Annotated in this window: 20 protein-coding genes; 15 read left to right on the top strand and 5 right to left on the bottom strand. The window is 69.2% G+C overall.

From position 1 onward, the window contains the following. The first annotated feature begins 117 nt into the window (after positions 1–117). The 8 genes from BLS56_RS14465 to BLS56_RS14430 all read left to right on the top strand — a co-directional run bounded on the left by BLS56_RS14465 (position 118) and on the right by BLS56_RS14430 (position 8,818). Positions 118–1,314, top strand: a complete 1,197-nt coding sequence (locus BLS56_RS14465; protein WP_091450564.1) for an acyl-CoA dehydrogenase family protein — start codon at positions 118–120, stop codon at positions 1,312–1,314. Positions 1,315–1,362: 48 nt separating this feature from the next. Beyond that, entirely contained in the window at positions 1,363–1,890 is a 528-nt protein-coding gene (locus BLS56_RS14460) for a general stress protein (RefSeq protein WP_091450563.1), read from the top strand. Between the two features lie 160 nt (positions 1,891–2,050). Beyond that, a complete protein-coding gene (locus tag BLS56_RS14455) occupies positions 2,051–3,325 on the top strand; it encodes an ABC transporter substrate-binding protein (RefSeq protein WP_091450562.1) in 1,275 nt (424 codons plus the stop codon). Beyond that, a complete protein-coding gene (locus tag BLS56_RS14450) occupies positions 3,322–4,260 on the top strand; it encodes a carbohydrate ABC transporter permease (protein WP_091450561.1) in 939 nt (312 codons plus the stop codon). Before BLS56_RS14455 ends, BLS56_RS14450 begins: the two co-directional genes overlap by 4 nt. Next, positions 4,260–5,087, top strand: a complete 828-nt coding sequence (locus BLS56_RS14445) for a carbohydrate ABC transporter permease (protein ID WP_091450560.1) — start codon at positions 4,260–4,262, stop codon at positions 5,085–5,087. Before BLS56_RS14450 ends, BLS56_RS14445 begins: the two co-directional genes overlap by 1 nt. Before the next feature lie 3 nt (positions 5,088–5,090). Then, a complete protein-coding gene (locus BLS56_RS14440; protein ID WP_091450559.1) occupies positions 5,091–6,272 on the top strand; it encodes an ABC transporter ATP-binding protein in 1,182 nt (393 codons plus the stop codon). A gap of 141 nt (positions 6,273–6,413) precedes the next feature. Next, the gene (locus BLS56_RS14435; protein ID WP_091450558.1) at positions 6,414–6,791 is read left to right on the top strand and encodes a peptidase inhibitor family I36 protein; all 378 of its coding nucleotides are present in this window, start codon (positions 6,414–6,416) and stop codon (positions 6,789–6,791) included. Between the two features lie 1,067 nt (positions 6,792–7,858). Then, positions 7,859–8,818: an acyl-CoA desaturase gene (locus BLS56_RS14430; RefSeq protein ID WP_228771637.1), complete on the top strand. Its 960-nt coding sequence runs from the start codon at positions 7,859–7,861 to the stop codon at positions 8,816–8,818. 49 nt (positions 8,819–8,867) lie between these two features. On the opposite strand, the gene BLS56_RS14425 is transcribed toward BLS56_RS14430, so the two are convergent. The 3 genes from BLS56_RS14425 to BLS56_RS14415 form a co-directional block, all read right to left on the bottom strand. Next, a complete protein-coding gene (locus BLS56_RS14425) occupies positions 8,868–9,323 on the bottom strand; it encodes an SPW repeat domain-containing protein (RefSeq protein ID WP_091450556.1) in 456 nt (151 codons plus the stop codon). A gap of 247 nt (positions 9,324–9,570) precedes the next feature. Continuing rightward, positions 9,571–10,410 carry a ParB N-terminal domain-containing protein gene (locus tag BLS56_RS14420; protein ID WP_091450555.1) on the bottom strand — a complete coding sequence of 280 codons (840 nt, stop codon included), beginning with the start codon at positions 10,408–10,410 and terminating at the stop codon, positions 9,571–9,573. Next, complete coding sequence (locus BLS56_RS14415; RefSeq protein WP_091450554.1) at positions 10,400–11,068, bottom strand: metallophosphoesterase family protein; 669 nt, start codon at positions 11,066–11,068, stop codon at positions 10,400–10,402. The genes BLS56_RS14420 and BLS56_RS14415 overlap by 11 nt, the downstream gene beginning before the upstream one ends. 222 nt (positions 11,069–11,290) lie before the next feature. Between BLS56_RS14415 and BLS56_RS32755 the strand changes: the two genes are divergently transcribed. From BLS56_RS32755 to BLS56_RS14400, 3 genes are all read left to right on the top strand, one after another. Beyond that, positions 11,291–12,421, top strand: a complete 1,131-nt coding sequence (locus BLS56_RS32755; RefSeq protein ID WP_091450553.1) for a WXG100 family type VII secretion target — start codon at positions 11,291–11,293, stop codon at positions 12,419–12,421. A gap of 597 nt (positions 12,422–13,018) precedes the next feature. Then, positions 13,019–13,441: a hypothetical protein gene (locus BLS56_RS14405; RefSeq protein WP_091450552.1), complete on the top strand. Its 423-nt coding sequence runs from the start codon at positions 13,019–13,021 to the stop codon at positions 13,439–13,441. A 5-nt stretch (positions 13,442–13,446) separates the two neighbouring features. Then, positions 13,447–14,262 carry an ESX secretion-associated protein EspG gene (locus BLS56_RS14400; RefSeq protein ID WP_228771660.1) on the top strand — a complete coding sequence of 272 codons (816 nt, stop codon included), beginning with the start codon at positions 13,447–13,449 and terminating at the stop codon, positions 14,260–14,262. 331 nt (positions 14,263–14,593) lie between these two features. On the opposite strand, the gene BLS56_RS14395 is transcribed toward BLS56_RS14400, so the two are convergent. Continuing rightward, positions 14,594–15,676, bottom strand: a complete 1,083-nt coding sequence (locus BLS56_RS14395; protein ID WP_091450550.1) for a magnesium and cobalt transport protein CorA — start codon at positions 15,674–15,676, stop codon at positions 14,594–14,596. Between the two features lie 378 nt (positions 15,677–16,054). Here BLS56_RS14395 and BLS56_RS14390 point away from each other — a divergent pair, with 378 nt between their 5' ends. After that, positions 16,055–16,558, top strand: a complete 504-nt coding sequence (locus tag BLS56_RS14390; RefSeq protein ID WP_091450549.1) for a MaoC family dehydratase — start codon at positions 16,055–16,057, stop codon at positions 16,556–16,558. Between the two features lie 40 nt (positions 16,559–16,598). Next, on the top strand, positions 16,599–17,711 hold the full coding sequence (locus tag BLS56_RS14385) for a DUF2332 domain-containing protein (protein WP_091450548.1): 1,113 nt from the start codon (positions 16,599–16,601) through the stop codon (positions 17,709–17,711). 16 nt (positions 17,712–17,727) lie between these two features. Here the strand turns inward: BLS56_RS14385 and BLS56_RS14380 are convergent, their stop codons facing one another. Beyond that, complete coding sequence (locus BLS56_RS14380) at positions 17,728–18,192, bottom strand: NUDIX hydrolase (RefSeq protein WP_091450547.1); 465 nt, start codon at positions 18,190–18,192, stop codon at positions 17,728–17,730. A gap of 101 nt (positions 18,193–18,293) precedes the next feature. Here BLS56_RS14380 and BLS56_RS31405 point away from each other — a divergent pair, with 101 nt between their 5' ends. Together BLS56_RS31405 and BLS56_RS14375 are read left to right on the top strand one after the other, a co-directional pair. Continuing rightward, positions 18,294–18,458, top strand: a complete 165-nt coding sequence (locus BLS56_RS31405) for a hypothetical protein (RefSeq protein WP_175482826.1) — start codon at positions 18,294–18,296, stop codon at positions 18,456–18,458. Positions 18,459–18,477: 19 nt separating this feature from the next. After that, on the top strand, positions 18,478–19,053 hold the full coding sequence (locus BLS56_RS14375; RefSeq protein WP_091450546.1) for a PH domain-containing protein: 576 nt from the start codon (positions 18,478–18,480) through the stop codon (positions 19,051–19,053).

Raw genomic sequence — 19,053 nt, 5'->3', positions numbered from 1 at the left:
CTTGCTGTCCATACCGCCTGCGTCACGCAGTGGCACGCCCCACTTCCGGGGCGCGAACGACCGTTAACCGGGGGATACTGCCCGGTAACTCACGCGCCGTCTCACTAGGGAGCTCGCATGGCCCGCCTCGCCCAGACCGCTGGACTGACCGATGTCCAGCGCGAAATCCTGTCCACGGTCAAGGACTTCGTGGACAAGGAGATCATTCCGCACGCGCAGGCGCTGGAGCACGCCGACGAGTACCCCAAGGACATCGTCGAGGGCATGAAGGAGATGGGCCTGTTCGGGCTCACCATCCCCGAGGAGTACGGCGGCCTCGGCGAGTCCCTGCTGACCTACGCCCTGGTTGTCGAGCAGATCGCGCGCGGCTGGATGAGCGTGTCCGGCGTCATCAACACGCACTTCATCGTGGCGCACATGGTCAAGCAGCACGGCACGGCCGCGCAGAAGCAGCACTACCTGCCGAAGATGGCCACCGGCGAGATCCGTGGCTCGTTCTCCATGTCCGAGCCGGACCTGGGCTCCGACGTGGCCGCCATCAAGACCCGGGCCAAGCGGGACGGCGACGGCTACGTCATCGACGGCGCGAAGATGTGGCTGACCAACGGCGGCAGCTCCAACCTGATCGCCCTGCTCGCGCGCACCGACGAGGGCGCGGAGAAGCCGCACCAGAACCTCACCACGTTCCTGGTCGACAAGCCCGAGGGCTTCGGCGAGGTCGCCCCCGGCCTCACCATCCCCGGCAAGATCGACAAGATGGGCTACAAGGGCGTCGACACCACCGAGGCCGTCTTCGAGGGCTTCCGCATCGGCGCGGACAAGGTCCTCGGCGAGGCGCCCGGCAAGGGCTTCTCGTACATGATGGACGGCGTCGAGGTCGGCCGGGTCAACGTCGCTTCCCGCGCCTGCGGTATCGCGATCCGCGCGTTCGAGCTGGCCGTGGAGTACGCCCAGCAGCGCAAGACCTTCGGCAAGGCCATCGCCGAGCACCAGGCCATCGCGTTCAAGCTGGCCGAGATGGCCACCAAGGTCGAGGCCGCCCACCTGATGATGGTCAACGCCGCCCGGCTCAAGGACTCCGGCGAGCGCAACGACGTCGAGGCTGGCATGGCCAAGCTCATCGCCTCGGAGTACTGCGCCGAGGTCACCCAGGACGCCTTCCGCATCCACGGCGGCTACGGCTACTCCAAGGAGTACGAGATCGAGCGCCTCATGCGCGAGGCGCCGTTCCTGCTCATCGGCGAGGGCACCAGCGAGATCCAGAAGACGATCATCTCCCGGGGCCTGCTCCGCGAGTACAAGTCGAAGAACTGACACCCCGTCGGGTTCGCAGGGTTCGCCCGGGGTTGGCAGGATAGAGATATGACCGGTGCGTTCTCCGGCCCTGGACGAGCGAACCAGGGTCTGCCCAAGGTGCCCACCCCGCCAACCGGGTGGCCCATCGGGTCCTATGACACCTACCAGGAGGCACATCGCGCGGTCGAGCACCTCGCGAGCAACGAGTTCCCGGTCGAGGAGGTCACCATCGTCGGGGTCGACCTGATGCTGGTTGAGCGGGTGATCGGGCGGCTGAGCTGGGCGAAGGTGCTCGGCACCGGCGCGCTGTCGGGCGCCTGGTTCGGCCTGTTCGTCGGCCTGCTGCTGGGGCTGTTCAACACCCAGCAGGCCTCCTTCGCGCCCATCCTGGTCGGCTTGGCCGCGGGCGTCGTCTTCGGGCTGGTGTTCGCCGCCGTCGGTTACGCGAGCACGCGCGGACGCGGTCGGGAGATCGCGTCCGCCACCCAGCTCGTCGCAGGGCGCTACGACGTCCTCGCCCAGCCGCGCAACGCCGAGAAGGCCCGTGACCTGCTCGCCAAGCTCGCCATGGGGCCGGGCGGGCGCACCGACTGAGCCGCCTGGCCTACTCCTTCCGACCGAATTGCGGCCGGTGATCATCAGGCCTAGTTTCAGTGGACCCGGTCGCGGGCGTGGGAGCACCCTGCGGCCGGTGGCACGTCGACGGGCGAGGGTCAGCTGACGTCCGACGTGTCCGTCGGAAGGAGGCAGGACGATGAGGTCTGGCCATCATCGGGTCCGTGGCCGCCGACGCCTCGGGGTGGCGCTGGGCGCCGCGCTGATCGCGTCCCCACTGCTGGGGGCCTGCGGCTCCGACAGCGGCGGCGTCACGGTCAACGTCTACTACGCGGCCGAAGAGAACTTCGACAAGGTCGTCGCCCAGTGCGACAAGGCGGCGGGCGGGCGCTACCGGGTGATGCTCAACGGCCTCCCGCGCGAGGCCGACGGGCAGCGCGAGCAGATGGTGCGCAGGCTCGCGGCAGGCGACACCGACATGGACGTCCTCGGCCTCGACGTCACCTGGGTCGCCGAGTTCGCCGAGGCGGGCTGGATCGCCGAGTGGACCGGCCAGGACAAGGCCGAGGTCGAGAACGGCACGCTGGCGGGGCCGCTGGAGACCGCGCGGTGGAAGGACAAGCTCTACGCCGCGCCGAAGAACACCAACGTGCAGCTGCTCTGGTACCGCGACGACCTCGTGCCGGAGCCGCCGGAGACCTGGGGCGAGATGCTGTCCACCGCCGAGCGCCTGCGGTCGGAAGGCAAGCCGAGCACGGTCCTGATGACCGGGGCCCAGTACGAGGGCCTGGTCGTGCAGTTCGCCACCCTCGTCGCGGGCGCGGGCGGCAAGATCCTCTCCGCCGACAGCACCCGCGCCGTGGTCGACGACGGCGCGGTGAAAGCGTTGGGGGCGCTCAAGGATCTCGCCACCTCACCGGTCGCGAGCGCGTCGCTGTCCAACGCCAAGGAAGACGACGTCCGGCTCGCGTTCGAGTCCGGCAGCGCCGCATTCCAGCTCAACTGGCCGTTCGTCTACGCCGCGATGCGCAAGGCGAACCCGGAGCTGGCGAAGCGGTTCAAGTGGGCGCCCTACCCGTCGATCGAGCCGGGCAACACCGGCACCGCCACCATCGGCGGCTACAACCTCGCGGTGAGCGAGTACTCCACGCACAAGCCGGAGGCGTTCGAGGTGGCGAAGTGCCTGCGCGACGCGGCCAGCCAGAAGTACTCGGCGATCAACTCCGGTGTCCCGCCGACGATCGAGTCGGTGTACGACGACCCGGAGATGGCCGAGCGGTACCCGATGCGCGACACCATCCTCGCCCAGCTCAAGAAGGCCGCGGTCCGGCCGATCACCCCGGCGTACCAGAACGTCTCGACGCTGATCTCCACAATCCTGTCGCCGCCATCGGCCATCGACCCGCCCGCGACGGCCGCCCGGCTGCGCGCCGAGTTGCAGGACGCCCTCGACTCCAAGGGAGTGCTGCCGTGAGCCACACCGTCCAACAGACCCGGCCCGCCCGGCCGGACAAGGGAAAGCGCGCGGTCAGCGAGGGCAAGAAGGCCGAACGCAAGCTGGGCCTGCTGCTCTGCGCGCCCGCCGCACTGGTGATGCTCGCGGTCACCGGCTACCCGATCGTCTACTCCATCTGGCTTTCCTTGCAGCGCTACGACTTGCGCTTCCCGGACCAGCAGAAGTTCATCGGCATCGACAACTACGTGACGGTGCTGACGAACTCCTACTGGTGGACCGCGTTCGGCGTGACGACCCTGATCACGGTGATCTCGGTGGCGATAGAACTGGTGCTGGGCATGGGTTTGGCGCTGGTCATGCACCGGACCCTGGTGATGCGCGGGCTGGTCCGCACGGTCGCGCTCATCCCGTACGGCATCGTGACCGTCGTCGCGGCGTTCTCCTGGCGCTACGCCTGGACGCAGGACACCGGTTACCTGGCGCGGCTTTTCGCCCCAGAGGCCGCGTTGCTCACCGAGCGCGTGCCCGCGCTGGCGATCATCGTGCTCGCCGAGGTGTGGAAAACCGTGCCGTTCATGGCTTTGCTGCTGATGGCGGGCCTGGCCCTGGTGCCGGACGACCTGCTCAAGGCCGCGTCGATGGACGGGGCGTCGGCGTGGCAGCGGTTCACCAAGGTCATCATCCCGGTGATGAAACCCGCGATCCTGGTGGCGCTGCTGTTCCGCACCCTGGACGCGTTCCGCGTCTTCGACAACATCTTCGTGCTCACCAACGGCGCGCAGCAAACCGGGTCGGTGTCGATGCAGACGTACAACAACCTGATCAAGGGCCTGAACCTGGGCATCGGCTCCACCATGTCGGTGCTCATCTTCCTTGCCGTCGCGGTGATCGCGTTCCTGTTCATCAAGGTGTTCGGCACGTCCGCGCCCGGCGGCGACGGGGGGAAGCGCTGATGGCCGCCATCGGAGCCAAGACCCGCTGGGCGCTGATCGACATCGTGGTGGTGGTCTACGCGCTGGTGCCGGTGCTGTGGATCGTGTCGCTGTCGTTCAAGACCAAGGAAACCCTGACCGACGGCAACTTCGTCCCGCGCTCGTGGACGCTGCAGAACTACGTGGACATCTTCAACACCACCGTGTTCCTGCGCGCGCTGGTGAACTCGATCGGCATCGCGCTGATCGCCACGGCCATCGCGGTCGTGCTCGGCACCATGGCCGCCTACGCGATCGCCCGCCTCGATTTCCCCGGAAAACAGGCGCTGGTCGGGGTGTCGCTGCTGATCGCGATGTTCCCGCAGGTGTCGCTGGTCTCGCCGCTGTTCGAGATGGAACGCGGCCTCGGGCTGTTCGACACCTGGCCGGGGCTGATCCTGCCGTACATCACCTTCGCGCTGCCGCTGGCGATCTACACCCTGTCCGCGTTCTTCCGCGAAATCCCGTGGGAGCTGGAGAAAGCGGCGAAGATGGACGGCGCGACCCCCGCCCAGGCGTTCCGTCGGGTCATCGCGCCGCTGGCCGCGCCGGGGGTGTTCACCACGGCGATCCTGGTGTTCATCTTCTGCTGGAACGACTTCCTGTTCGCGATCTCGCTCACCTCGACCGAGGCCTCGCGCACGGTCCCGGCGGCGCTGTCGTTCTTCACCGGCTCCTCGCAGTTCGAGGACCCGACCGGGACCATCTCCGCGGCCGCCGTGGTGATCACCGTCCCGATCATCCTGTTCGTGTTGTTCTTCCAGCGCCGCATCGTCGCGGGGCTGACGTCCGGTGCGGTGAAGGGCTGAGCCATGGCTGAGATCGTCTTGGACAAGGTGACCAAGCGCTACCCCGACGGCGCCCTCGCGGTGTCCGATGTGGACATCCAGATCGCCGACGGCGAGTTCATCATCCTGGTCGGCCCCTCCGGCTGCGGGAAGTCGACAACGCTGAACATGATCGCGGGCTTGGAGGACATCTCGGCGGGCGAACTGCGCATCGACGGCGAACGCGTCAACGAGCGCGCCCCCAAGGACCGAGACATCGCGATGGTGTTCCAGTCCTACGCGCTCTACCCGCACATGAGCGTCCGGGAGAACATGGCGTTCCCGCTGCGTCTGGCCAAAGTGGACAAGGCGACGGTGACCAGGAAGGTGGAGGAAGCCGCGCGCATCCTCGACCTGACCCAGCACCTGGACCGCAAACCCGGCAACCTGTCCGGCGGCCAGCGCCAGCGGGTGGCGATGGGCCGGGCGATCGTCCGCAACCCCAAGGCTTTCCTCATGGACGAGCCGCTGTCCAATTTGGACGCGAAGCTGCGGGTGCAGATGCGCACGTCGGTGTCGAAACTCCAGAAACGCCTTGGCACCACGACGGTCTACGTCACCCACGACCAGACCGAGGCCATGACCCTGGGCGACCGGGTGGTGGTCATGCGCGGCGGCCACGTCCAGCAGATCGGGTCGCCGCAGTTCCTCTACGAGCAGCCAGCGAACCTGTTCGTGGCGGGCTTCATCGGCTCCCCGTCGATGAACTTCCTCCCCGCCACCCTGGAAAACAGCGAACTCCACACCCCACTGGGCGCCATTCCCCTCACCGACCGCGTCCGCCGCCTCGCCGAGGCGGCCAACGCCCCCCGCGAGGTCATCATCGGCCTGCGCCCAGAGCACTTCGAGGACGCCACCCTCCTCGACGACAACGAGAAATCGCGCGGCGGCACCTTCAACGCGACAGTCGACGTCCTGGAATCCATGGGCTCGGACAAGTTCGCCTACTTCACGGTGGAAGGCGAAACCGCCACCTCAGCGGAACTGGACGAACTAGCCGCCGACGCGGGCTCAGCCGACCTGACCGACGGCGGCGCCCAGATCATCACCCGCCTCTCGGCCGCATCCCAGGCCACCGAGGGCGCCGAAACCACCATCTGGTTCGACGCGGACAAACTCCAGATGTTCGACCCCTCCGACGGCCGAAACCTCACGTACACCGAATAACCCCACCCGGCAACCCCCACCCGAAACCTGTGGACAGTTCCGGGCCATGTGGATAACTCTCCGCACGGCCCGGACTCTTTCGCCACCCTTGGTCCCAACGGCCCTCACCCCGAGGTGCCCACTCCACAAGGGACCAAGCACATGACCAACCGCATCCGCACCACCCAAGCCGTCCTGCTCGCCATCCTCGCCGCCCTGACGGTGGCACTGACCCCCACCACGGCGTCAGCCACCACCCCACCCCCATGCGACAGCGGCGAACTCTGCCTCTGGCCCTCCCCCCAGTACAAGGGCGTCCCGCTCCGAATCAGCCTGACCACCACCAACCCCGGCGAATGCGTCCCTCTACCCGAATCCGACGACACCCGCTCCTTCGCCAACCTCCTGACCCGCCCCGTGACCCTCTACCAGGGCCGCGAATGCGACACCGAAGGCGAGTTCGACACCTATCCGGGCAAGGGAACGTACGTCCCACACTCCCCGTTCGTGGTCCGCGCTATCCAAATCTGGTCCACCTGACCACCCCGGACCGCCACACCCGAACAGCAGGGCCGGGGAACAACTGATTTCCTGGCCCCGCCAGCCCGCCAGCCCGCCAGCCCGCCAGCCCGCCAGCCCGCCAGCCCGCCAGCCCGCCAGCCCGCCAGCCCGCCAGCCCGCCAGCCCGCCAGCCCGGCGGTTCGGCGGTTCGGCGGTCCGCCAGTCCGGGGGTTCGGCGGTCCGGCGGTTCGCCGGGGAGCCAGGAGGGCGGGTGGGAGGTCTGCCCGGCAGACCCCCAGGTGATGGCCCGGCGGTCTGGCAGCTAGCTGGCCCAGCCGGCCGTAACTTCACCTGCTCCGCCGCGCGGCGCGGCGGGCCGACCCACTGGTGGGTCCCGTTAGCCGCTGGGCAAGCCCGCTTGTCTTCCGGCAGAACCGCTTGGCATTCCGCCAGGCCGGCAGCCCGCCAGGCCGCTGGCCTGCCGGTCCGGCGGCCGGTAGTCGGGTGGTTCGTAGTTGGGCGGCCGACGGTTCGGCGGTGGGGTGGTTGGCGTACTCGGGCGGGCACCTGCTCGGGCGGAATGGCGGCTGCTCGGGCAGCAGGCACTTGGACACTCAGTACTTCAGGAAGTGCTGAAGTGCTGAAGTGCTGAGTTCACCGGTCCCCGCCGCTTGCCCAACGGGTTCGCTGGCCGGTCGCCATCCGCGGCTGATCGGCAGACCCACTGGTTCGCCTACCCGCCACCCCGGCCAGCAAAGCCGGCGTAAGTGCTCGCACTCCGGGCCGCGGCAGAGGCAGCGACTCAAGTCAGGAGAAGGAAACATGACCCGCATTACCCACGCCCCTTCCACCGCACACCCCTCCCGCGCACCGTCGGGGAACAGCTGTTCCAGCTCCACCGCACCACGGTTCCGGCACCAGCATGACGACGTCTTCCGCAGGTCAGAGGCCCGGGAGTAGGAAGGGCGGAACGAATCCCGGGCATGGGGCGTTGGGATAGGTATACGAGCGCGTCTTGCTCGCGGGTTCGCGGTCTTCGCGGACATAGTGATCGCTTGGCATCCCGGCGGCACTCAGAACAGCCGAGTTACCGGGAGGTAGCCCACTTGACCAGCACGTTGACGCCCGAACAACCGACAAGCACCGCCGAACCCGTATTCGCGGGGCAGAAATCCGCGACCGAGACCTTCCTGGTCAAGTTGTTCGCGGTGGTGCCGTTCCTGGCCCTGATCGCCGCTGTTCCGCTGGCCTGGGGGTGGGGGCTCGGGTGGGTCGACATCGGTCTCGCCGCGCTGTTCTACAGCCTCACCTGCCTTGGGGTGACGGTCGGCTTCCACCGCCACTTCACCCACGGCGCCTTCAAGGCCAACCGGGGGCTGCGGGTGGGTCTTGCGGTCGCGGGCAGCATGGCGATGCAGGGCCCGGTCATCGGCTGGGTCGCCGACCACCGGCGCCACCACGCCTACGCCGACCGCGAGGGCGACCCGCATTCGCCGTGGCGCTACGGCACGTCCCCGGCGGCGCTCGCCAAGGGGTTCTGGCACGCGCACATGGGCTGGATGTTCGAGCGGGAGAAGACCAATCCCAAGCGGTTCGCCCCCGACCTGCTGGCCGACCGCGACATCGTGGCCGTCGACCGCCTGTTCCCGCTGCTGACCGTCGCGACCCTGCTTGCGCCCGCTGTCCTCGGTGGACTGATCACCATGTCCTGGTGGGGCGCGCTGACGGCGTTCTTCTGGGCCAGCCTGGTCCGGGTCGCGGTGTTGCACCACGTCACCTGGTCGGTCAACTCGATCTGCCACCTCGTCGGTGACCGGCCGTTCGAGGCCAGGGACAAGGCGACCAACTTCTGGCCGTTGGCGATCCTGTCCATGGGCGAGTCGTGGCACAACACCCACCACGCCGATCCCACCGGAGCCCGGCACGGCGTGCTGCGCGGGCAAATCGATATTTCCGCCCGGCTCATCTGGGTCTTCGAGAAGCTGGGTTGGGCCACCAAGGTTCGATGGCCCAAGCCCGAACGTCTCGCGAAACTGGCTCGGACACCGGACCCGCGATCTGCCTGAATCGATTAGTCCGAATGTGGCACTGGGCTGACTGCGAATGCCGCTTTGTTCAGTACGCCCTTCGCTCGGCCGTGCGTAGTCGATAGGTGAACACCGCGCTCATAGTGCCGAGGGCGACCAGGCCGGTGCCGACGACTTCGTTGGAGATAATGGCTCCCACCATGTGCTCCTCCGCGTAATCGAGCACGAAGGGCGCCGCCAGCAGCCACCCGCCCAGCGCCGCGATGATGACGCTCAGTCCCGGAAGGTCGCGCGGAGCGACCATTCTGACCAGCGCCAACGACCCGACGATGAGGGCGACCAGCATGTCGTTCAGGTCGCCGACGCTGGTGCTGGCCGGGAACCGGTAATGCAGGACGAAGGGCGCGAAGCCCAGCCAGACCGATAACAGGAAAGCCAGCGAACTGGGGAGGCTGGGTGTCAGTCGTCCCTCGGTGTCCGGCCCTACCCAAAAGTGTGGTGTCACGGAAATGTTGTGGTCACCGCGCACCTGTTGACCCGCCATGTCGGCTCCTAGGTCGGGGAAGTGAAGAACCTGCCTGTCGGTTATACGCCGCAAGTTTCGTCAAGAACAACGGGCTATCGAGTGATGGGGATCACGCGCTTTGTCACTCGCTGTGTTCGCCGGTAATTCTGGCTCGGAAACGCGCTCAGGGTTCACATTCATTTCGGGCAAATCGCCAATAGTGGTGCTATTTGCCCGCGATGGCAGCGGCTAATATGAAGTGACTTTCCAGTAGGGGCTGGGCGGGTCAGGCGCGGGCGCGCAGGGCGGTGATCACCGCGTCGTCCCAGCGGTGCGTGCGGATGAGCCGGTAGCGCTCGGCGATGACCCAGAGATACGCCTCGGCCTCGGTCTGGCTGGCGATCATCCCGGCCTGCCGCACCATGGTGACCACGGGGACGAACTCCTCGGCATACCAACGGTTCGCCACCGTGGCGCGGTCCAGGAACCGCCGCTCGTCCTGCATGAGCCGGAAGCCCCACGCCTCGACGGCCTCGCTCAGTGCCGCGTAGTCCCACGGGTCCGTCAGGCTGATCGCGTCCCGCGCCTGGTCGTCGAGGGGGACCCGGTCCAGGAAGATCCGCCGGAAGTCCTTGACGATCAGGTCGCCCCGGTACCTGATCCCCTCCGCCGAGATGCGGGTGACGATCTCGGTCACGTACGCGTCGATGGTCCGCAGGCCCATCGCGTGCGCCACCGACACGCGGTGGTGCCCGTCCACGACGAAATGGAGTTCGCCCACCCGGAAGACCTCGATCGGCGGGATCGCCTCCCCGCGCCGCTGCGCCAGCGCCAGGCGCTCCCACCGCTGTCGGGACATGCCAGACGTCGGCCGGAAGCGGCGGTCGAAGTCCCTGGTCCGGTCGACGCTGCCGATGATCGAGTCGAGCGGGATGACCCGCAGCCCCAGCCGCCGCTCGCCGACCCGGCCGAGGGCGGCGACGACCTCGTCGAAGGGCAGCATGATGTTCACGTCGTCCGGCTCCCGGCGCAGCCACGCGCCCAGCCTGCTGAGGACCTGCCGCCTGCGCATCCGCAGGAAGTCGTTCTCGGCGTCGGCGACGGGAAAGCCGGTGTCACGTGGCATGGCTGTTCTCCGGGATGTCCAAGATGCGGTAACCCACAGTGTTGACGACTCGGGTGTCACCCATGTTCCGGTCCGGGACCGGTTCCCCGTGCGGGTGGATGTGCCCGTGCACCAGCAGCGCGGGCCGCAGCCGCCGAACCGTCTCGTGCAGGCAGTCGAACCCCCGGTGCGGTGGGTCCTCACGGTCGCCCACCCCGCGCGGCGGCGAGTGGGTCAGCAGCACGTCCACGCCCCGGCCGTCGCGGAAGCGGCGCGCCGCCGCCCGCAGGCGCAGCCCGCGCGCCCGGCGGGCCATCTGCCGCTCGGTCCACTGGTTGGGGCCGGTGTTGTACCGGATCGACCCGCCCAGCCCCGCGATCCGCAGCCCGGCCACATCCGCGATCCGGCCGTCGACGTTCACCGCGCCCGTCGGCCCCGGGTAGTCGGCGGGCAGCCCGTCGCGGGTCCACAGGCCGTGCGAGTAGACGTAACCGGTGAGGTCCCGGTCGTGGTTGCCCGGCACGAACACGCAGGGCCGGTCGAGCGCGTCGGCCAGGAACTCCAGGTAGTCGAACGGGAGGTCGCCCGCGGCGAGCACCAGGTCGACGTCGTGCTCGCGGACCTTGGTGGTCCACAGCCGCTCGACCACCTCGTCGGAGACCGCGAGCACCCTCGGCATGGCCCGAGCGTACGTGTGCGGACGGCGGGAAGTCCGACGAGCGGCCAGGGCGGGTATCGATCCGGGCTTGGCTGGCGAGGAGTCATGCGGAGGGAACGGTTCGTGCTCGCCGGGCGTCGGACGGCTAGCGTGATCGTCGGAAGCGATCGTCTGCGGGTGCCGAGGGTGCGGCATCCACCACGGGTGCGGTGGCGTGGCCTGCCACCGAGGGGAGTTCGTGCGATGGGAACTGGGCAGGCGGACGACCGGTACGTCACCGGCGGGGTGAACTGGGAGTCCTACTCGCTGGAGGATCTGGTCAAGATGGTCGCCGAGCAGGCGAGCGCGCCCCAGTTGGAGCGCCTCGCCGACGACTGGCGCGCCGCGGGCGCCGAGGTCGTCGACGCGGCCGACGTGCTTTCCGCCGCGCTGGAAGAGCTGATGACCTTCTGGTCCGGCGCCGCCGCCGAACAGGCCCGCACCGACGTGGCGCTCAACGCGCAGTGGGTGGCCGACCTGGGGGAGACCGCCCGCCAGATCGGCGACCCGATCCAGGAGGCGGCCGGAGCGCTCAAGGCGGCGCAGGACGCGATGCCCGAGATCCCGCCCAAGCCCGCCGTGCCACCCGCCCTCGCCGCCGACAGCGCCGCGGCGGGCCTCGACTCCGGCGGACCGCTCGCCTCGGCCATCGCCGGGACCGCGGCGGGCTCCGAGAGCGCGTTCACCGCCCAGCAGGAAGAGGCGCGCCTCAAGGCGATGGCCGTCGAGGCGATGAAGCGCTTCGAGGGCGCGGCCATCGGCATCGACCAGGCCACCCCCCAGTTCGAGGACCGCGGCACCGCGCTGCGCCCCCGCCCGGTGGAGCCGTCCCCACCGCGGTTGCCCCACGACTGGCTGGACACCACGGTCTCGTACACGACCGATGTCGAGATGCGCTGGTCAGCGCTGACCGCGGGTGAGCCCGGCACGTCGGTGCAGGGTTTCGAGGACGCGGGAAGCCGCTATACCGGGGGCGCGGTAAGCGGCTCCGGTGGTTTCGGCGGTGGTGGCTTCAGCGGGGGCGGACTGGGCAGCGCTCCCGGCGCCGGAGAAGGCTCGGGCGGCGCGACCACGCGCCCGCCGCTGCCACCCGGCGTCGCGGTTGGCGTCACGGAGGCGGTGCCCGGCGGCCTCCGGCCCGGCGCGGGCGGCGCCGTGGCCGCCTCGGCGGGCACGCACGGGGGCGGCATGGGGATGGGCGGTATGCCGATGGCCGGTGGCCTGGGCATGGGCCAGGGCGGCGCAGGCAACGAGCACCGCAGGCGCTACCCCTACGACGCCGACGACCCGTTCGCACTGGACCAGAAGGCGTCGCCGCCCGTGATCGGCCTCTAAGGGGAAGCGCAAACGATGCGAGAGCAGTTCGACCAGGTCAGCGCGGTGGAGGACCAGTCGATCGCGGCCAGACTCCACGGGACCGCCGACACCCCGCCCCCCATGCCAGTCCCAGACCCGGCCCCCGCGCCGCCACCGCCGAACCCCTTCCAGCCACCCGACCCCAACCCGGTCCCCACCCCGCCCGCCCCGACCCCGGCGCCCGGTCCCGATCCGATTCCCGTTCCGCCACCGAACCCCGCGCCACCCCCTGCACCCGCACCAAGCCCGACACCCGGGCCGAACCCGGCCCCCGCGCCTGGTCCCGATCCGGTTCCTGTTTCACCAGTTGGCCCCGGGCCAAGCCCGGCTCCCGTGCCTGGTCCAGATCCGGTTCCCGTTGCGCCACCTGTCCCCGGGCCGAGCCCGGCGCACGGCCCGAACCCGCAACCTGTGCCCGGTCCCGGGGCAAGTCCGGTCCACGGCCCCATTCCCCCTTCGCCGCCTGGCCCGGCCGCGGGCCCCGCTCCGCTGCCTGGACCGAATCCCGCGCCCGGGTCGGGTTCCGCGCCGGTTCCGCGGCCCGCTCCCGCGCAGCCCGCTTCCGGGGCTCCGCCAGTGGGTTCGGATAAGCCCGACTACCCGCCCAGCAAGGGCGATCTCGGTAAACCAGGCGGTCCCGCCGACGACACCGGCGCTCAGTCCAAGGGGTACTGGGACGTCGACCTGACCAGGCTGCACGGGTTCAGCCTCGCCGTCGCCTCGGCTCGGTTTGGGTTGGCGGCTGTGCAGGCGCGGGTCGAGCGGATGCAGGGGGAGGCGTACACGCCGCGGTTGGGGACCAGTCCGGTGGGGCGGCAGCTCGCGAAGAAGTTCGACGACCGGCTCAACGGGGCGGAAGGGCTGCGGGGGTTGCTCGCCGAGGCGATGCGGCGCATGGACCAGTTCATCGAGAGCGCCGAGCAGGTCCGCGACCGCTACCGCGAGGCCGAGGACGGCAACGAGGGCGACATCGCCCGGACCGGGGGTGGCCGCACGTGACCGAGATGCCCAGCGGTCTGGGGGCCGACCCGGGGTACCGGGACGCGGCGGGGGCGTGGCTGCATCCGGCGGAGGTCGACCTGCTCTGCGCGTTCGCGGAGGTCGCGCCGCCGTTTCCGTTGCGGGTGCACGCTTACGGCGGCACGCTCGATGAGCGGCGCGCCCATTTCCAGCGGGCGCGCGCCGAGCTTGCCGGGCGCGGGCTGGCCGACCACCGGGGTCCGCGCGGGGTGGCGGCCGATTTCGTGCACCTGCTGCGTGAGGGTGTTGGCTCGGTGGACGTCATGGTGGCGGGCCGCGAGCGGGCGCGTGCGGCGCTGGTGCTGGCCCAGCGCGACGAGGCCCTGCTGGTCAGCCAGGACACGCGCGGCCCGGTGCGCCTGCTGGCGCTGTCGGTGCGCGACGCCGTGGAGCGGCTGGTGGGCATGGTGCCGGACCTGAGTGCGGCGATGGCGGCCCCGTTCAGCCTGCCGCGCCGTGCCGTCGAGGGGGCGCACCGCGACATCCTCGGCGCGACGCACCGGCTCACCGCGGACGAGATGGACCGCGTGTTGCGCGCGCACGGCCTCGACGAGCAGACCGCGCGCCGCATGGTGACCCACCTGCAACCGGTCCTCGGCAACGGACAGGCAGGCGTGGCGGTGCGGCGCGGCTACGCGGGCGAGTGGACGCGGTCGGGTCCGGAGGTGCGCTGGCTGGACACCGCCCGCGGCCGCTTCAGCCTGGGGGCCGACGCGGGCGACTGGATGAGCGTCAACCCGCTGACCCGCGACGACCTTCGCGGCCACCTGCGCGCGCTGGCCCGCGAACTGTGGCTCTGACGCAAAACAAGTGAGCCGCAGAGGACTGTCGCGGCGAATCGCCCGCGCCGCTGGGAATGCGCAGAACGCGTGCGCCCACCGGGACGACGCCATGAGCTGTCTGTCCACAGTGGCCACTCGCGGTGGCGCTCCCGTCGCGGGCGGGTGAAAACCTTATGTCGCAGGGGTTTCCGCGATGATCACGGTCACCACCGTGATCCAGGTGACGATCACCGCGAGGAGCCAGAACTTCACATTGGTCAGCAGCCGGGTCATGGGGAAACCTCCCATCGGAGTACGAACGGGGGACCTTGCGAGAGGGCTGGGCGGCTCGAAGAAAACGAGCCCCCAGCTATAGCCATCGGTTCTTGCGGAAGATTCGATACAGCACGATGCACGCGAAGAAGATGACGATCATCACCAGCGGATACCCGAACCGCCATTTGGTCTCGGGCATGTTCTCGAAGTTCATGCCGTAGACGCCGACCACCATGGTGGGCACGGCGATGATCGCCGCCCACGAGGTGATCTTGCGCATGTCGGAGTTCTGCTGGAGCGTGATCTTCGCCAGCGTCGCGTCCACCAGCGTGGTCAGCAGCTCGTCGAAGCTGGTCACCCGCTCCGACACCGTGGTCAGGTGGTCGTCCACGTCGCGGAAGTAGGAGCGCACCTCGTCCGGGATCAGCGGCGAACACCCTTCCGCCAGCCGCCGCAGCGGGTTGGCCAGCGGGCCGACCGCGCGGCGCAGTTCGAGGATTTCTCGCTTCATCAGGTACATCTGCTCGGCGCTGACCGGGCTGCGCGGGGCGAACACGGCTTTCTCGATGAGGTCTATGTCGTTCTCGAACGCGTCGGCCACCGCGAGGTAGGTGTCCACGACGTGGTCGGAGATGCCGTGCAGCACCGCCGCGGGACCGCCGCGCAGCCGCTCTGGCGCCCGTTCGAGTTCTTCGCGGAGCTGGTGCAGCGCGGAATGCTTGCCGTGCCGGACCGTCACCACGTAGTCCCTGCCGAGGAACGCCATGATCTCGCCGGTCTCCACGATCTCGTTGGCCGAGGTCGGGGACTCGTGCTCGACGTAGCGGACCGTTTTGAGCACCATGAACAGGTTGTCGTCGTAGCGTTCCAGCTTGGGCCGCTGGTGGGCGTGCACGGCGTCCTCGACGGCTAGCTCGTGCAGGCCGAAGGTCTCCGCGACGCCCTGGATCTGGCGCTCGTCGGGCTCGTGCAGGCCGATCCAGACGAATCCCTCGCCGCGCCTGCGCACCTCGGCGATCGCGTCGATGTGCGTCCAGCGGCCGGGCAGCCGCGCGCCGTCGACGTAGACGCCGCAGTCGACCACGTAAGCCGATAGCGGCACGGAGATCGGCGGCGGGGGCGGGCCGACTCGGTTCGTGCGGCCGCGCAGGGCGCCGAACGAGGGAAGGGCGGGCATCGGACCTCCAGCGACTCACGTCGGGGGACCGGAGGGACTCCACGGCCGCTCCGGCGACGGAGCGTCCCAGCCGAAACGGCGAAGCCTGCCTTAGCGGCGGGCTCCTTCGGAGGGGACGCGGGTACTACTGCAACCAGTCGCGTTGTCATGACCATGTGGGTCGCTCATGCGTCCTCACCTCCTTGCCGTAGGCGGCGGTCGGCGCATGGCGCGCGGACCCACCGAGAGCACAGCGTACTCCTCGACCTTGGGTATCCCGTGGCCAGGCGGGGAAACCTGGCGCGGCTCACACCCGGTGCACTCCCTCACAGACCGGTTGCACCGTCCGGTCGGGGGCCGTACACAGTTCTCCTACTCGTCGGTCACCTAGGAGGAACAGTGCAGTTCGGTCGGTACTACGAGGAGTTCGAGGTCGGCGCGGTGTACAAACACTGGCCAGGAAAGACGGTGACCGAGTACGACGACCACCTCTTCTGCCTCATCACGATGAACCACCACCCGCTGCACATGGATGTGAACTACGCGGAGAACACCACCGACTTCGGCAAGAACGTGGTGGTCGGCAACTACATCTACTCGCTGCTGCTGGGCATGTCCGTCCCCGACGTCTCGGGCAAGGCGATCGCGAACCTGGAGATCGAGTCCCTCCGGCATGTGAAGCCCACCTTCCACGGTGACACCATCTACGGTGAGACCGAGGTGCTCGACAAGACGCCGTCGAAGTCGAAGGACGACCGGGGCGTGGTCTATGTCGAGACCCGAGGCTACAAACAGGACGGAACGGTTGTCTGCGTCTTCCGTCGCAAGGTGATGGTGCCCAAGCGCTCCTACGGTGAGGCGCGCGGCGGCGAGCAGCCGGGCCGCCCCGAGCCCAGGGTGTAAGACAGCGTAAGACAGGTAAAATCAAAACGGAGGAAACGCCGTGACCGTGTCCCTGGACGAGATCAGGCAGCGGTTGCGGCGTTTCGCCGAGAGCGAGGCCGCCGGGGTCTCCCCGCTGTACGAGCACCTGGCCGCGCGGGCCGCCGAGGACGACGAGGTGGCAGGCCTGCTGACCGCGGCCCAGCCGGGCGCGGAGAAGGCGACGCTGCTCTTAGCGGCCGTGCATCGCGCGGTCCAGGCCGAGCCGTTCCACGAACTGGTGAACTACTACCCCTCGATGGGCGGCAGCTACGGCCTCGACGCGGGCACCTGGCCGCTGTTCCGGTCGTTCGTGCTGGAGCGCGCGGACAAGATCCGCGGGCTGATCGCCGCGCACACGACGCAGACCAACGAGGTGCGCCGCGCCGCCCTGCTCTACCCGGCGGTGGCGCTGGCCGCGAAGCAGGCGAAGGCCGCGGTGGGCCTGCTGGAGGTCGGGTGCAGCGCGGGGCTGCTGCTCAACCTCGACCGGTACGCCTACCGCTATCAGACAGAGCAGTCCGGCCAGATCGTCGCCGGGCCCCCCAAGACGCCGCTGGGGCTGCACTGCGCCCTGGAAGTGGCCCCGGGCGCGGCGATGCCCGTGATCCCCAAGAAGCTCGCCGTGGCCGAGCGGGTGGGCCTGGACGCCAACCCGGTCGACCTGGCCGACGAGGACGCCGCGGCGTGGCTGGAGGCGTGCGTCTGGGCCGACCAGCCCGAGCGGCAGCGCCTGTTCAGCACCGCCGCCGCGCTCCAGCGCAAGAACCCGCCCCAGTTGGTCCAGGGCGACGCGGTGGCCGACCTGCCCGCCGCGGCCGAGCGGGTCGCCGAGGGCGTGCCGCTGGTCGTGATCACCAGCAACGCGCTGGTTCACCTGAGCCAGGATGAGCGGGTGGCCTTCATCGCCGCGCTCGCCGAACTGGCGGAAAAACGACCTCTGTGGTGGGTGAGCCACGAGTCCTACGGCGCGGCCCTGTGTCACGTGCTGCCAGGGCGTGACGACCTGGTCCCCGCGCAGGGGCGGCCGACCTTCGGCGTGCTGGGCCTCACCCGGTGGGACGGCGGCCGCCCGGACGCGGTCGCGCTCGCCCGCACCGCGATGCACGGCGAGCGCATGGCATGGCTCGTCTGAGCGGCGCTGACCTGCTCTAACGGGGGAGCGCGCCCCACGTCTCCAGGGTCTGGAAAAGGGCCTCCACCAGGGCGTTAGCCCGTTCCAGTGTGGTGAAGATCGCAAGGTCCGCCCAGCGGGCCTCCAGGGCGTCGTCACCGGCCACAAGGTCACCGTCGGTGACGGTGCAGGCGTAGTCGTGGATCTCGAACACGCCGCGCGGGCCGGGGCGCTCGACCGTTCCGACAAGATCGCCCACCGCGACTGTGAGGCCGGTCTCCTCGCGGATCTCCCGGACGACCGCCTCGGGGTCCGTTTCGCCCCGCTCGACCTTTCCGCCGGGCAGGGACCACAGACCCCGGCCCGGATCACGCGCGCGGCGCACTAGCAGGACCCGCCCCGTGCTGTCACGAACGATCCCGCCAACACACCTGATCTTCCGAATGTCGGACGCCCACACGAGCACGTAGAGTAGCTGTGGGACGTCGGTGACGCTCCGCATTGACCCAAGCGCGGGACTAGGCTCCCCAACCGCCGCCGAGTGCGGTACAACGGTTTTCAACAAGCGCCATCTCGGGTGCGTATGGAACGGGGTAGATCGCAGTGGACGTCAAGAAGGTCTTGATCATCACCGGGGCAGCGCTGCTCGTCTTCTTCCTGGTGACGCAGCCGGTCCAGTCCGCGGGCATCGTCAACTCGATCATTCAGACTCTGCGCGAAGGCGCCGAAGCGGTGATCACCTTCGTCCGCACTGTCTTCCAGGGCTGAGACGAAGTAGCGTCGGAGTATGTTCGCGCCCAGGGACCCAGACGAGTACCTGCTCGACTCCGAACGCCGGGTCATCCGGGTGCGCAGGCACTGGGCCAGCCTGGCGTGGGAGGTCTTCGAGGCCGTCGCGCTCCTCGCGGTGTGCGTGATGGTCTCGTACCTGCTGCCCCCGGCGGCATGGCTCGTGCAGAACATCCTCTGGTACGTCGCGCTCGCGGTCGTGCTGCGCTTCACCTACCAGGTGATCGAGTGGTGGGTGGAGCGCATCGTGGTCACCGACAAGCGCTTCATGATGACCACCGGGGTGTTCACCACCCGGGTGCTGATGATGCCCATCAGCAAGGTCACCGACCTCACCTACAAGCGCACGGCCACCGGCAGGCTGTTCGGCTACGGCACGATGGTGGTGGAGTCGGCGGGCCAGATCCAGGCGCTGAACAACATCGAGTACCTCCCGCGTCCCGAGCAGGTGTACGACGCCATCTCGGAACTGGTCTTCGGCGACAAGAAGGCCCAGGCGGAGCGGTTCTCGATGATCAAGGCGCAGCGGCTGGCCCGCGGCACCCGCACCCGCAAGAAGAAGGCCGTGGGCTGA

This window comes from Actinokineospora iranica (genome assembly GCF_900101685.1).
Taxonomy (GTDB): domain Bacteria; phylum Actinomycetota; class Actinomycetes; order Mycobacteriales; family Pseudonocardiaceae; genus Actinokineospora; species Actinokineospora iranica.
Note: the sequence above shows the minus strand (reverse complement) of the source record. Positions and strands in the feature narration are given on the sequence as shown.

What these genes read in the sequence shown, in the direction of transcription:
- BLS56_RS14415 (WP_091450554.1), bottom strand. Translation starts at nt 11,068, where the DNA reads ATGCCGAGGGTGCTCGCGGTCTCCGACGAGGTGGTCGAGCGGCTGTGG.
- BLS56_RS14465 (WP_091450564.1), top strand. Translation starts at nt 118, where the DNA reads ATGGCCCGCCTCGCCCAGACCGCTGGACTGACCGATGTCCAGCGCGAA.
- BLS56_RS14455 (WP_091450562.1), top strand. Translation starts at nt 2,051, where the DNA reads ATGAGGTCTGGCCATCATCGGGTCCGTGGCCGCCGACGCCTCGGGGTG.
- BLS56_RS14395 (WP_091450550.1), bottom strand. Translation starts at nt 15,676, where the DNA reads ATGCCCGCCCTTCCCTCGTTCGGCGCCCTGCGCGGCCGCACGAACCGA.
- BLS56_RS14440 (WP_091450559.1), top strand. Translation starts at nt 5,091, where the DNA reads ATGGCTGAGATCGTCTTGGACAAGGTGACCAAGCGCTACCCCGACGGC.
- BLS56_RS32755 (WP_091450553.1), top strand. Translation starts at nt 11,291, where the DNA reads ATGGGAACTGGGCAGGCGGACGACCGGTACGTCACCGGCGGGGTGAAC.
- BLS56_RS14380 (WP_091450547.1), bottom strand. Translation starts at nt 18,192, where the DNA reads ATGCGGAGCGTCACCGACGTCCCACAGCTACTCTACGTGCTCGTGTGG.
- BLS56_RS14445 (WP_091450560.1), top strand. Translation starts at nt 4,260, where the DNA reads ATGGCCGCCATCGGAGCCAAGACCCGCTGGGCGCTGATCGACATCGTG.
- BLS56_RS14435 (WP_091450558.1), top strand. Translation starts at nt 6,414, where the DNA reads ATGACCAACCGCATCCGCACCACCCAAGCCGTCCTGCTCGCCATCCTC.
- BLS56_RS14420 (WP_091450555.1), bottom strand. Translation starts at nt 10,410, where the DNA reads ATGCCACGTGACACCGGCTTTCCCGTCGCCGACGCCGAGAACGACTTC.
- BLS56_RS14375 (WP_091450546.1), top strand. Translation starts at nt 18,478, where the DNA reads ATGTTCGCGCCCAGGGACCCAGACGAGTACCTGCTCGACTCCGAACGC.
- BLS56_RS14400 (WP_228771660.1), top strand. Translation starts at nt 13,447, where the DNA reads ATGCCCAGCGGTCTGGGGGCCGACCCGGGGTACCGGGACGCGGCGGGG.
- BLS56_RS14460 (WP_091450563.1), top strand. Translation starts at nt 1,363, where the DNA reads ATGACCGGTGCGTTCTCCGGCCCTGGACGAGCGAACCAGGGTCTGCCC.
- BLS56_RS14425 (WP_091450556.1), bottom strand. Translation starts at nt 9,323, where the DNA reads ATGGCGGGTCAACAGGTGCGCGGTGACCACAACATTTCCGTGACACCA.